The organism is uncultured Moraxella sp. (assembly GCF_945873075.1).
GTDB lineage: Bacteria > Pseudomonadota > Gammaproteobacteria > Pseudomonadales > Moraxellaceae > Moraxella.
In genome coordinates, this window is the sequence record NZ_CAMCBS010000020.1 from 21299 (window position 1) to 35353 (window position 14055).

Here is a 14055-nt window from a genome sequence, read left to right on the forward strand (position 1 = left end):
TCAATAACTTCTCAACACACAAGGATATTTTTATGACAAGCATCCAAAAATTTGACAGTAATGAAGTGCTCAGCGAAGTCGCCGTGCACAATGGCGTGGTGTATCTGGCAGGTCAAGTGCCTGATGATGACAGCCTAGACATCCAAGGTCAGACCCGTCAAGTACTTGCCAATATCGATAAGGCGCTGGCACAAGCAGGCACTGATAAGCATCATCTATTATCTGCTCAAGTATTCATCAAAAACCTAGCTGATTTTGAAGGCTTTAACAGCGAATGGAAAGCATGGGTGGCTGGTACGACACCACCTGTGCGTGCCACCATCCAAGCGGATTTGGTCAATCCAAATTGGCTCGTTGAAGTGATGGTCATCGCTGCGGTGAAATAACCACCATCCCCGTACAAAATATCCGTGCATCAGATGATACACGGATATTTTTTTGGTCATTGGACTTAGTATTGGGCTTAGTTTTTAGATTTGGTCATCACACGCCATCATACAGTCCGCGCACCACTTCACCAATGGTGGCGATGCCCTTGATGATGGTCTCATCATGTTGGGCGATGGATAAGCGGATACACTCTTTGGCGTGCGGATAATTGGTGGTATCTACCCCGACAAAGAAATGCTCAGACGGGATAATAAGCGTGCCTTGCTCTTTTAAAATCTGATACAGCACAGTCGTTGAAATCGGTAAATTCTCAAACCACACCCACAAGAAAATCGCCCCTTCTGGCTTATGAATCTTGACAGGATAACCATCAAACTCCGCTTGTAGTCGTGATACCGCAAGGCTTGCCTGCGTCTGATAAAATGGCGCAATCACTGTATCGGACAGCGTTTTGATACGGTCATCAGCAAATAACGGTGTCGCCACCGTCGCCCCAAAGCGCACCGGCGAGAGATTGACAATGGCATTCATATTGCTGATGGTCTTGATAATCGGCGCATCAGCGACGATGATGCCCGTGCGAGTGCCTGGCAAGCCCACCTTGGATAGGCTAAAGCACAGCACCGTATCACGATCCCACATCAGTGTAGTATCGGTATAGATGATATTGGGAAATGGCATCCCATAGGCATTATCGACGATCAGTGGTACGCCGTATTTTTTGGCGATGGCGGTGAGCCTTGCCATCTCATCATCGGTCAAGACATTGCCCGTTGGATTGGTTGGGCGAGAGCAACAGATCGCACCAATCTTGCCATTTTTTAATTCTTCTAAATTTTCTAAAGCATCAAAATCTACGCGATACTTAAAAAATCCTTCACGGTCTTCATGTGTCACCAGCTCAATATTTGGCGGTACAGCCACAAAATGCACGCCATCAATATGCACATCGGCATAGCCGACATATTCAGGTGCTAAGGGCAACAAAATTGCCTTATCCGTCCCATCATCAAACTGCCCTGCAAATAGGTTGAACAAATAAAAGAATGCATTTTGTGAGCCATTGGTCAAGGCGATATTGTCACTGGTCAGACCCCAGCCATAATGACGATTAAAAAACTCAACCAAAGTATTGATAAACTTGGTATCGCCTTGTGGATTGGAATAATTACCTACGCTATCCAGCGCAAACGCATCTGCCACCACGCTCTCAAGCGTCTGTTGATACACCGCATTGAGCTCAGGAATGCTTGCAGGGTTACCACCGCCCAGCATATTGACTGGCTTATCGCTATTGAGCGCATTACCAAGATCGTCCATCAACTGCAAGATGGCGCTGTCTTTAGTGAATTTTTGACCAAATTTTGAAAATTTCATAATTGACTCATTATTTAGAACTGATATTAGACTGCTTAGCAGATAAGTGCTCAAGCGATGCACGCACTTTGGCAACTGACTCTTCATCAAGCAGGCGATCGATATTTTTCCAGATGCTATGATAACCAAAATTACCCTGCTGCATCTCTGCCTTAGCGTCAGCGATTGACCAACCTTGATAAATCACCCGATACATCGCCACCACTATGCCTGTGCGATCTGCACCATGATAACAATGCACGAGCACCGCACCATCATCTTGAGCTTGACGAATGGTATATAGCACCTGCGCCAACTCATCAGGCTGGATTGACCACGTCAAAAGCGGCGTATTCACCAAGCGTATCGCCGTGCCGTCAAAGGCGCGCTTATCATCATCTCGATCAAAGAAACGCAGATTGACAATGGTGCGTATGCCTGTACGCTCAAGTAGTGCCAAATCCTCTACTGTCAGCTGTTCACTGCGATATAGTTTGTCATCCACACGATAAAAGTTTGCCGATGCATCAATCAGCGTCGCCCAATGCGGCGGGTGCATCATAGGTGTACTATGTGTCGTTGCACACGCAGTCAGCACACTTGCCATGGCCATCATCAGTATCAGCTTTGGCGCGGTGCGTTTGGCTTGACTGCTACGTTTATGACAAGCTGTATGTTTCACATGGAACAGTTTCACGTGAAACATCACTCAATGTATTTCACTTTGAGTGGTGGAAAGCCATTGAACTCCACCGATGAATACGAGTTGGTATAAGCACCTGTGGTGAGCCAGTATAGCTTATCGCCGATTTCAAGGTTTTGTGGCAGTTTATAGGCGGCGTGTTCGTACATGATATCAGTGCTATCACAGGTTGGGCCTGCTAGGATGACTGTGCCTTTTTCGGTGGCGGTTTCCATTTTTGGGGTATAGACAGGGTATTTGATGGCTTCGCCCAAAGTCTCAATCAAACCTTGAAATAAGCCGACATCGGTATATACCCAGCGTGTCAAATCGGTGCGTGATTTGCGACTAATCAGCACCACTTCCGAGACCAACACCCCACTATCACCCACCATCGAGCGACCTGGCTCAAGAATAATCTCAGGCATCTCATCTTCGTCATAATCTTCAGATAAGTAGCGATGAATCTCTTCGGCATAGACCTTGACAGGGTTCACTTCGCTGATGTAGTTGGTTGGGAAACCACCACCCAAATTAATCATTTTTAGCTGAATATTTTCTTCGTATTTCATCCAGTCAAACATATATTTGACCTTGGCAAGTGCATCATCCCACGCAGCGACATCTTTTTGTTGGCTACCGACATGGAACGAAATACCATAAGGGATTAGACCTAAATTTTTGGCTTGTACCAATAGATCCACCGCCATATCAGGGTGGCAACCAAACTTACGAGACAATGGCCATTCGGCGGTATCCGCACCATGTACCAAGATACGCACAAAGACTTTTGAGCCTGGGGCATTGTTAGCGATATTGATTAGATCTGCTTTAGAGTCTGTCGCATATAGCGTGATGCCTTTTTCGAAGGCATACTTAACATGATCGGCTTTTTTGATGGTGTTGCCATACGAGATACGATCAGGCGATACACCGCAGTCAAGCACACGATCAAGCTCATAGATAGATGCACAGTCGAAGTTTGAGCCCAGATCCGCCAGATATTTGACCACTTCTACCGCAGGACTGGCTTTCATCGCATAGTGAATCTTCGCCTTAGGAAATAGACTGACCATCTCTTCATACTTGGTCTTGATACGGCTCAGATCCACGACCAGTAGTGGCGTTTCTTGCCCTTCGGCAGCTTGGGTGAATTTTTGCCATTGGGCTTGGTCAAAATATTGGTCAATCTTAATCATCTTGTTTTTTTCCTATGCGATTATTTGGATGTGTGCAACACGACAAATCAGCGTAATTCACGCATTTTTTTACCCAGTTATTATAACAAGCTTTTAGCAATTCAAGCTAGGATTTTGCACATTTTGATCAAACAAAATAAGCTTGTCATAGTAACAAGCTTACTGTTATCACCATTAAATCCCTTGTCGATTTTCGGCATAAATCATCACCAAACCCCCAATGGCAATCAGTGCCAATCCTGCAAGCTTAATCGCATCAACTCTGCGTACTTCAAGACCCAACCAACCAAAATGCGCAAACATGGTGGCGAATAACATCTGTCCCAAAAACACCCAAAGCAGTGTATTCGCTGAGCCGATTTTTGGTGCAGCAATAAACATAAATAAAATGTAAAAACTGCCGAGCAGACCAAATAACCACATCCACCAACTCGCTTGCGTCGGCATCGGTGGTCTTAGCGTGCCACTCATCACAAATGCAAGTAAAGCCGATGCAACCATACCACCCAAATACAAATAAAAAGTCGCCTGTATCTGGCTAGCATGTGTACTTTGACGAAAGGCATTAACCATTGCAAGTTGCAATGGAATAATTGCGCCACCAATTAAACTGATAAGGATATACGGCAGTTTCACAATTACACACTCAATGTTATATCGTAATTACATCATAGTGCATCATCTGCTCGGCTGTCAATATCAATGACCATATCATCAGGTATTCAGCTTATCAACGAAAATCAGCGACAAAAAAAGCCTGCCAATTCGGCAAGCTCAATCAGTAGTCGATTATTATCACCATCAGTCATCACGAGTGCGTACTTCTAAGAGCTCAATCTCAAAGTGTAGCGTCGAGTTCGGTGGGATTTTGCCCACAGCTCGCTCACCATAAGCCAGATGCGCAGGGACAATCAGCTGTCTTTTGCCACCCACTTGCATCGGTGCGACAACCGCATCATCTGTGCTAAAGCCAAGCACACCCAAATCCCAGCCCTTAATCACACGCCCTGTGCCGATGACACACTCAAAGGCACGCCCACGACTGATGGATGAGTCAAATACTGTGCCATCATCAAGCTTGCCGGTATATTCGGTGACAATCAGCGCACCTTTGACAGCAGTTTTGCCTGTGCCGACGGTGATGTCAGTGACTGTAATGTCGTTTAAATCCGTCATTATTCGGTCGCTGATACATTGGCTGCCAGACTAATGGTAGCCGTCTGATTGATAGTGACAGGCTCAATGGCAGCCAGTGCGGCAGCCACCTTTTCTTCATTAAGCTTTTGTTGTGCTAGCGATGCAGTGTTCGATGCTTGTAGTGTCTCGCCTGATACTGGACGGATGCTTACCTGTGCACGGCCTTGGCTTAGTGGGGCGATTTTGGCAAATGCACCTTTTGATAAATCCAGTGCCACGCCGTATTTACTAAAGCCACCGGTATCATTGACACGGCAAACCACAGACTTGCCATTTTTGACATTGGTCACTTCAAGCAGTGTACCCATCTTATGGGTGTTACTGGCACAGGTCATGGCATTTTGGTTAAAACGCTCACCACTGGCAGTCTTACGACCATGAAATTTATCGCCATAATAAGTGGCAACATTGGCAGATGCAGCTGTTGTAGCCATCACTGCAGCAATAAGTAATAATTTTTTCATACCTTGTTCCTTGGGCAAAACCCGCTGGTTGGGTGATTTAAATAATGGCGGTTATCATAGCCAAATCCCATGGCGATTACAAGGGATTACATATTTCTTGACATTTTTATAACAATTGCTATTTAATGTTGCTGGATTGTTGCTAAATCCATGCCATATCAAATAATGATAAAATACAAGAAAAACAGCGGGTTAAAATAAAAATCGCCCAATTTTTTTGAGCGATTTTTGATTTTATAAGTAAAATGATTATTCCCACTCAATCGTTGCAGGCGGTTTACTACTGACATCATAAACCACACGAGAAACATCTTTAATTTCGTTCATAATACGCGTTGAGATTTTATCGATGAGTTCATACGGCAAATGAGCAAAACGAGCAGTCATAAAATCTACCGTTTCAACAGCACGAAGAGCAATCACCCACGCATAACGGCGACCATCTCCCACCACACCAACAGATTTTACAGGTTGGAACACGGCAAAGGCTTGAGCAGTTTTATCATACCAACCAGACGCACGGAGTTCTTGCATAAAAATATCATCAGCAAGACGCAGAATATCCGCATATTCTTTTTTCACTTCACCCAAAATACGCACCCCTAAGCCTGGGCCTGGGAATGGATGACGATAAATCATATGATGTGGAATGCCTAACGCCACGCCAAGCTTACGCACTTCATCTTTAAATAAATCACGCAATGGCTCAACCAATTCAAACGCCAAATCATCAGGTAATCCGCCCACATTATGATGTGATTTAATCACATGAGCTTTACCTTGTTTGCTGGCTGCTGACTCAATCACATCAGGGTAAATCGTGCCTTGTGCCAAGAATTTTACGCCATCAAGCTTGCGGGCTTCTTCGGCAAAGACTTCAATAAATTCACGTCCAATAATTTTGCGTTTTTGTTCTGGGTCAGTAACCCCTGCTAATGCGGTTAAGAAACGCTCTTCTGCATCAGCACGAATGACACGAATCCCCATATTGTCGCTAAACATTTGCATGACTTGGTCGCCTTCATTGAGACGTAATAAGCCATTATCCACAAAAACACAGGTTAATTGGTCGCCAATGGCACGGTGTAACAATGCCGCGACCACAGATGAATCTACACCACCTGATAAACCAAGCAATACTTTTTGGTCGCCAATTTGCTCTTGGAGTTGTTTAATGCGTAATTCAATAATATTTTCTGAATTCCACGCATTGCCACAACCACAAATAATATGTACAAAGTTTGAAATCAGTTCTGTGCCTTTTGCTGTGTGCGTCACTTCTGGGTGAAATTGTACGCCATAAAATTTGCGATTTTCATCACTAGCAGACGCATAAGGACAGCTTGGCGTGCTTGATGTTACGCTAAATCCTTCAGGTAAACGTACAACTTTATCACCATGACTCATCCATACTTGAGATTGATTTTTTTCATCGCCGACTTTGCTTAATAAAGCATCTTGATGGGTGATGTTAATCTCAGCATAGCCAAATTCATGCACATCGCCTGCTTCAACTTTTCCGCCTAATTGTTCAGACATGGTTTGGAAACCATAGCAAATGCCAAGTACAGGTACGCCTAAATTAAAGACAATTTCCGGTGCTCGTGGGCTACCTTCTTCATGTACACTTTCAGGCCCCCCTGATAAGATAATGCCTTTTGGATTAAAGGCTTTGATGTCCTCGATTGACATATCATAAGCATACATTTCAGAATATACGCCTGCTTCACGCACTCGGCGGGCAATCAGTTGGCTGTATTGTGAGCCAAAGTCTAAAATTAAAATACGGTCTTGGGTGATGTTGGTCATGAGTCTTTCCTGCGATAGTAAAAGAATGATGGCAAATTATTTAAGGATAAATCATAAATGTAAAGCAATGCCCAACATCTCGTTGGGCAACACTAGGTAAATCAAGCATCAATATCCGCATTTAGGGCGTTTTCTTCGATAAAGATACGGCGTGGCTCGACATCATCGCCCATCAGACAGCTGAACAGATGGTCGGCTTTGATGGCGTCTTCGATGGTGATTTTGAGCATACGGCGATTTTCGGGGTCCATAGTGGTTTCCCACAGTTGTTCCTTGTTCATCTCACCCAAGCCCTTATAGCGCTGAACATCGACGCCACGACGAGCCGCTTGCATCAGCTGCTCCCATAGATGGTGAAAATCTTTGATGGCGCTGTCTTTGTCGCCACGGCGTAAAAATGCCTCTTCGGTCAGCACAGTATTCCACTCACCACTTAGGCGTAGTAGGCGCGCATAGTCGGACGAACCCAAAAATCCCAAATCCAAGAGATAATGCTGTGGCAGGCGGTGCATATAAATCGTCACTCGTGGTAGCCACTGACCAGCTTCAGACTCCGTACCTGTCATCTCGGCAAGCTCAACCGATGGCTCAAGCTTTGGTGCAAGTTCACGCAATTTGGCTTGTAGTGCATCCACCCAAGCTTGCATCGCATCACGATTGCCTGTGGCTGTGGTGTCAAACTTCGGCACAAAGGTCAGCGCATCAAGTAGCTCTGATGGATATTTGCCCTGCAAGCGGTTTTTGACCACTTGGCTTTGGCTGTAGTCTTTGAGCAGTTTTTCGAGCGCCATGCCAGTGATGGCAGGGGTGTCTTTGCTCAAAAATAGCTGATGGTCATCAATGGTCGATGACAATAGATAAGAATCAAGCGCTTCGCCGTCTTTGAGATACACCTCTTGCTTGCCACGCTTGACCTTATACAGTGGTGGCTGAGCGATGTAGATATAGCCACGCTCAATCAGCTCAGGCATTTGACGGAAAAAGAATGTCAATAACAGGGTGCGAATGTGCGAGCCATCAACATCGGCGTCGGTCATGATGACGATTTTGTGATAGCGAATCTTATCAGGATTGTACTCATCAGGGCCGATACCTGTACCAAGTGCGGTAATCAGCGTACCCACATCAGCACTTGAGAGCATCTTGTCAAATCGAGCACGCTCGACATTCAAAATCTTACCCTTAAGTGGCAAAATCGCCTGCATTTTACGGTTGCGCCCTTGCTTGGCACTACCACCTGCCGAGTCACCCTCGACAATAAACAGTTCGGATAATGCAGGGTCTTTTTCTTGGCAGTCCGCCAATTTACCCGGCAAGCCTGCGATGTCCAGCGAGCTTTTACGACGAGTCATCTCACGCGCCTTGCGAGCGGCATCACGAGCACGAGCGGCATCGATAATCTTGGCAGCGATGGCTTTGGCAGCGGTTGGATTCTCAAGCAGGTATTCAGATAGGCGCTCATGCATGGTGGTCTCAACCACGGATTTGACTTCGCTTGAGACAAGCTTGTCTTTGGTCTGTGAGCTGAATTTTGGGTCAGGGACTTTGACCGAGATAATCGCTGTCAGACCTTCACGAGCATCATCACCAGTGACTTGCACTTTTTCTTTTTTGGCGATATTTTCTGAATCCATATAGGCATTTAGACAGCGAGTCAACGCCGAGCGAAAGCCTGATAAGTGCGTGCCACCGTCTTTTTGGGGAATGTTATTGGTAAAGCACAGCACTTTTTCGTTGTAGCTGTCCGACCATTGTAGCGCCACTTCCACACCGATGCCATCAGCGCCATCAGCGGTAAAATGAAAGATATCATTCAGCGTTTGTTTGCCACCATTGATATAATTGACAAACTCCGACAGACCGCCTTTGTGCTCAAATACTTCGCTCGTGCCTGTACGCTCATCGGTCAGCACGATACGCACGCCTGAATTGAGAAAAGACAGCTCACGCAGACGCTTGGCAAGGATGTCATAATCAAAGGTGGTCACACCCTTAAAAATCTCAAAACTTGGATAAAAACGCACCTGAGTGCCTGTCTGCGTCGATGGCTCAAGCTTGGCAAGTGGTGCATCTGCCACGCCATCAGTATAGCTTTGGCTGTGTGCATGACCATCACGCCAGATGTTTAGCACCAGTTTTTTGGACAAGGCATTGACCACAGACACGCCCACGCCATGCAGACCGCCTGAGACCTTATAGGAATTATCATCAAACTTACCACCTGCGTGTAGCACGGTCATGATGACTTCGGCAGCCGACACGCCTTCTTCGGGGTGGATATCAACAGGGATACCACGACCATTATCCATCACCGACACCGACTCATCATCATGCACGATGATATTGATTTCATCACAATGACCTGCCAATGCTTCGTCGATGGCATTATCCACCACCTCAAAGACCATGTGGTGTAAGCCTGTGCCATCATCAGTATCACCGATGTACATACCAGGGCGTACTCGTACCGCCTCAAGCCCACGCAGAACTCGGACATTTTTGGCGGTATATTCTGTATTTTGTGCTTCGACCTGTTGGTTTTGATCGATCGTTTCGCTCATGGCAAATCCTTCACAAGGTGCTTAGACTGGGCGGTATTTTTGCCCAAAATCATTAATAAAAAATTATCAGCCATTATAGCATTTTTTTTATTAAAAGTCACCGCAACTGCGATGGTTTCGGTAGGAATTTTTGTGCGATAACAGGTGTGGTTTGATGCACCAATCCCAGCTTGCCCACAGGCTTATTGTGCATAAATTTCTGCAAACTTACCCTGTTTCACATGAAACATTTTATAACTGGTGGCAGTTTGGGAATTCGGTAGGTCACTTGACTGCTCAAGTGTCTGTAGATGCATCAGGATTTGGCTATGGATATCAGCGTTGAGCGTGCTGATGATACTTTGGCAAGGCAAAGATAGCACGGTGTCAAGTAAGATATTGGTGGCGGCATCATCAAGCTCGGCATCAATATCATCAATCAGCACCACAGGTGGGTGAGTGATGGCGGATTTGCCTTGACTGAGCAAGGTGCAAATCAAGCTTAATTGTGATAGGCGTAAGGCGGTGATGAGTAGTTTTTTTTCGCCACGAGACAGGATGTGTGTGGCTTGTTCACGCAGCTTTTGCCCGTCATCATGGGTAGCTTTGAGTATCACGCCGACATCAGCACGATGCGCACCGATGCGGGTATAGCCAAGCTCAATGTCCTGCATCACCCGAGCGGACAGGGTTTGTGATAGTGGCTGAGTGGTATCAAATCCTGCCAAATATTGCAGGCTGATTTTGTCCGCATAATTTGGTAATAGCTTTGCTACCATCTGAGCGAACACCGCTTGCCATTCATCAAACATCGACACACGATGCTCATGCAGTGCCTGCGCATAGTGCGATAACTGCATATCCCACGCTGTCAGCTCATTGATGCGATGCTGGATATTAGGGTACTTAAGTAGGCTGTTGCGCTGTTTGAGCAGTCGCTGATACTGTAGCCACTGATGATAAAATTCAGGTTTCACGTGAAATGCAAGCCAATCGAGCAGTTGCCGACGACTGCCACTGCCTTCATCAAGTAGGCTCATGCTACTTGGGTCAATCAGCACCGTCGGCAGATGAAAGCTGAGCACACTTTGGCTTTGGGCGGTTTGTTCGTTAAATTTTAATAAAGTATCAGATTTACCCATACCATCCAGCTGTTTTTGGATAGCAAGGGTGCACTGCTCTTGAAAATTGGTGCTTGCCCAGATAGTACACGCTTGCTGGTGATGGCTGATATAGCGCTTGGGCTCATGATGGCGAAAGCTTTTGCCCCGAGACAGCAAAAACACCGCTTCTAACAGCGATGTCTTGCCACTGCCATTATCTCCATAAATCAAATTACACTTGGCAAATGATAATGAAGCTTGGCTTAAATTTCTCAGATGGTGAATGCGGATGTGGTCAATCACAACTACACACGCATTGGCATCACGACATATTGATGCAGCTCATCACCGATTTGATAAATCAGCACTGGCGAGCTTGGCTGATTCATCTCAAGGCGAATTTGCCCATCAAGCACATTGAGCACCGCTCGTAGGTAGGATTCATTGAATGATAGCTCAATCGGCTCACCGCTAAAATTCACCGCAAGCACTTCTTCGGCATCACCGTGATTTTTGTTATGCACACCTACTTGGCAGACATCTTGAGCGGCAAATCCTAGCATCACACCGGGCACTTCTTTGCTATTGAGCACCGAAATACGACGCAGTACATCCACCGCTTCTTCTTTATCAAAGCTTGCAATCTTATCATTATTGGTCGGTAGCACTCGGCGATAGTCAGGGAATTTGCCTTCAATCAGGCGAGCCGACAGGCTGACATCCAGCTGTGCTTGACTCTCTTCGTCGGTCAAGGTCAGCGCCACTTGCAAAAATTCTTCATCAAAACCCAATCCGACCAAATTGGCATCATCTGTGGTCTTGGCAAGCTCAAGCAATAAGCGTTCAAGCTCAGCTACCGCCTTACCCGGGATAATCACTTGGCTTGTGGCGTAGCTGTCAGACAATAAGCGGTGCGCAACCGCCAAGCGATGACCGTCGGTGGCAACTGCGGTGAGCTTGCTTTCGTTGATTTCAAACAGCATACCAGTGAGATAATGACGCACATCTTGGGTTGCCATCGCAAAGCGGGTATGATGAATGAGACTGGTTAAATCGCCTTGGCTGATTTTGACGACGCTAGACGGCACAGCCGTGCCGATACTTGGGAAATCCTGCGCAGGTAGGGTGCTTAGCGTATATTTACCCTTGCCACTGGTAATCAGACAGCGGTTAGTACCTTCTGGCGCATCGACCACCACCGTATCCTCGGACAGTGATTTACAGATGTTAAAAAACATCTCAGCAGGCAGTGTTGTCGCACCCGCTTGCACGCACGCACCCGCTGGAATGGCAAAACGGGTGGTGAGCTCCAGCTCCAAATCCGATGCCGTCAAGGTCAAAAACCCTTCTTCGAGCACCAATTTGATATTGCCCAAAATCACAAAACGATGGCGCTTATCCGCTGCCTTGACCACCAAATTAATCGCCTTGATGAGCAGCTCTCGGTTAATGGATAATTTCATAAAAACTCACTGTTTAAATTCGGACAAATGCCAAGTTGGCCTATTGATATTGTAACATCAGTCTGAGTGAATGATAATCTTTTTCTACATTTGCATCTGTTTCGATCAGCTCTTTGACCTTCTCACAAGCATGCATTACTGTGGTGTGATCCCGTCCGCCAAAGACTTGGCCGATCTCAGGAAAACTGTCATTGGTCAATTCACGAATCAACGCCATGGCAATCTGTCTAGGTCTTGCAATGGTGCGCACACGCTTTTTACCCATCATATCTTTGGGTGAGATTTGATAAAATTCCGCCACCAAATCACGAATATTTTCAGCATTGACAGCGCGTGCTCGTTCTTGAATTTGACTTTTGATGGCATCAGCGACCAGATTGAGCGTGACAGGTTCGTGTCGCAGCTGCGCCATCAACTCCACCTGCTTGACCGCACCTTCAAGCGCACGCACATCCGCTGGTAAATTTTGTGCCATAAAAATCGCACAATCGCGTGGTAATTCGATACCAATCGTCATGGCTTTTTTTTCAAGAATCTGCACACGCAAATCCATATCAGGCACTTCAATAGCAATAGACAAGCAGGCAGATAATCGTGACATATTACGATCGCCAAAGCTATGCATTCGCAGGGGCGGCTGATCTGACGCCATCACTACTTGGCGGGTGTTATCTTTTGAAAACTCATCAAACAAACGCATCAGCAGATCAACTGTTCTAGGTGCGCTTTTACCATCATAAGTATGCAGATCGTCAATGATCAACAAATCCGCTTTGCAAACTTTTTTGACAAATTGATCAACGCCATTATTGGTAAAACAAGGGCGTGTCACGGTATGAAAATGATCTTTAGTAAAATAACACACCGATTTACCTTGTTTGATGTAGCGGTGCGCCATAGCATGCATCAAGTGCGTCTTGCCAAGACCTGATGAACCAAAAATAAAAATTTTATTACTATGGTATTTGGCATCTTTTTTTGACAGCTCAAAGCAGGCATTATAAGCATTAAGATTGGATTTGCCTCGTACAAACGCCTCAAAGGTAAATGCAGGCTCAATCGCCAACCCTTCTTCAATCACTGATACTTGTTTGATTTTTTTGGGTGCTGTTTTTTTTGGTGTGCTTGGCGTGGTGCTAACCATCACCTCAATGCGTGTGGATGTCAGCACACCACCACCATGCTTTAGCACAACCTCATCAAGCTTATCTTGAAAGTTTTTTTTCAGATGGTTTGACCACATGCCATTGGGTGTGAACAAGACAAGCTCATGCTCACGGCTTTGTACCTTCAAAGGCTCAATCCATTGACGAAAATTATACTCTTCGATCATGTATTTTAAATCTGCCAAGCACGACTGCCACACCTGAGCAGCGTCAGGTGCGCCAGCGGTATCTTGACCATCGTGAAACTCAAACAGATTCATGATCCATCCCAATCAATCAATTTGTCAGCGATGCATGTTTTTTTAAAGCAAAAATATGCTTTTTGCCAAATAAATATACCTGGCATGCATCGCAACTTAACCATAAAACTTTGACATCTTCGCCAAAATGTTTGCAAATATTATCATATTTTGCCCAAAATACAAGTACTATTTTTTGTGGATAACTTTATGGATAACTCTGTGGATAAGTATTTTTTGAAAGTTATTCACATTCTTACCACATATTATTCACATGTTTTTCCACAATATAAGTGATTGTTTTTTCAAAATAAAATTGATTTATACACAGAAAAATATGCTCTTTAGTATTATTATTTTTATTTTATATAATATAAAAATAGAAAATCGTTAATCTGTGGATAACTTTTCAAAAAAGTCTTGATTTGCAAACTTTTCGCATTATAA

At 45.3% G+C, this 14055-nt stretch carries 12 protein-coding genes; 1 reads left to right on the top strand and 11 read right to left on the bottom strand.

Going from position 1 to position 14055, the window contains the following annotated elements:
• Positions 1-32: 32 nt before the first annotated feature.
• Positions 33-386: a RidA family protein gene (locus Q0N89_RS07535; protein ID WP_103034614.1), complete on the top strand. Its 354-nt coding sequence runs from the start codon at positions 33-35 to the stop codon at positions 384-386.
• 97 nt (positions 387-483) lie between these two features.
• Here Q0N89_RS07535 and Q0N89_RS07540 read toward each other — a convergent pair whose 3' ends face one another.
• The 11 genes from Q0N89_RS07540 to dnaA all read right to left on the bottom strand — a co-directional run bounded on the left by Q0N89_RS07540 (position 484) and on the right by dnaA (position 13629).
• Positions 484-1767 (bottom strand): valine--pyruvate transaminase, encoded by a 1284-nt coding sequence (locus Q0N89_RS07540; RefSeq protein WP_294035023.1) that lies wholly within the window; start codon positions 1765-1767, stop codon positions 484-486.
• Between the two features lie 10 nt (positions 1768-1777).
• Positions 1778-2428, bottom strand: coding sequence for a tyrosine-protein phosphatase (locus tag Q0N89_RS07545; protein ID WP_294035025.1), 651 nt, complete (start codon positions 2426-2428; stop codon positions 1778-1780).
• Positions 2429-2451: 23 nt separating this feature from the next.
• Entirely contained in the window at positions 2452-3627 is a 1176-nt protein-coding gene (locus Q0N89_RS07550) for a type III PLP-dependent enzyme (protein ID WP_294035027.1), read from the bottom strand.
• A 174-nt stretch (positions 3628-3801) separates the two neighbouring features.
• Positions 3802-4266: a DMT family transporter gene (locus tag Q0N89_RS07555; RefSeq protein WP_294035044.1), complete on the bottom strand. Its 465-nt coding sequence runs from the start codon at positions 4264-4266 to the stop codon at positions 3802-3804.
• 162 nt (positions 4267-4428) lie between these two features.
• Positions 4429-4803, bottom strand: coding sequence for an FKBP-type peptidyl-prolyl cis-trans isomerase (locus Q0N89_RS07560; RefSeq protein ID WP_294035029.1), 375 nt, complete (start codon positions 4801-4803; stop codon positions 4429-4431).
• Positions 4803-5288 (bottom strand): septal ring lytic transglycosylase RlpA family protein, encoded by a 486-nt coding sequence (locus tag Q0N89_RS07565; protein ID WP_294035031.1) that lies wholly within the window; start codon positions 5286-5288, stop codon positions 4803-4805. The genes Q0N89_RS07560 and Q0N89_RS07565 overlap by 1 nt, the downstream gene beginning before the upstream one ends.
• Positions 5289-5537: 249 nt before the next feature.
• Positions 5538-7097 carry a glutamine-hydrolyzing GMP synthase gene (gene guaA, locus Q0N89_RS07570; protein ID WP_294035033.1) on the bottom strand — a complete coding sequence of 520 codons (1560 nt, stop codon included), beginning with the start codon at positions 7095-7097 and terminating at the stop codon, positions 5538-5540.
• Between the two features lie 101 nt (positions 7098-7198).
• Positions 7199-9658, bottom strand: coding sequence for a DNA topoisomerase (ATP-hydrolyzing) subunit B (gene gyrB / locus Q0N89_RS07575; RefSeq protein ID WP_294035036.1), 2460 nt, complete (start codon positions 9656-9658; stop codon positions 7199-7201).
• Between the two features lie 182 nt (positions 9659-9840).
• Positions 9841-11043: a DNA replication/repair protein RecF gene (locus Q0N89_RS07580; RefSeq protein ID WP_294035038.1), complete on the bottom strand. Its 1203-nt coding sequence runs from the start codon at positions 11041-11043 to the stop codon at positions 9841-9843.
• A 2-nt stretch (positions 11044-11045) separates the two neighbouring features.
• Positions 11046-12203: a DNA polymerase III subunit beta gene (dnaN, locus tag Q0N89_RS07585; protein ID WP_294035040.1), complete on the bottom strand. Its 1158-nt coding sequence runs from the start codon at positions 12201-12203 to the stop codon at positions 11046-11048.
• 40 nt (positions 12204-12243) lie between these two features.
• Positions 12244-13629 carry a chromosomal replication initiator protein DnaA gene (dnaA, locus tag Q0N89_RS07590; protein WP_294035042.1) on the bottom strand — a complete coding sequence of 462 codons (1386 nt, stop codon included), beginning with the start codon at positions 13627-13629 and terminating at the stop codon, positions 12244-12246.
• Positions 13630-14055: the final 426 nt, after the last annotated feature.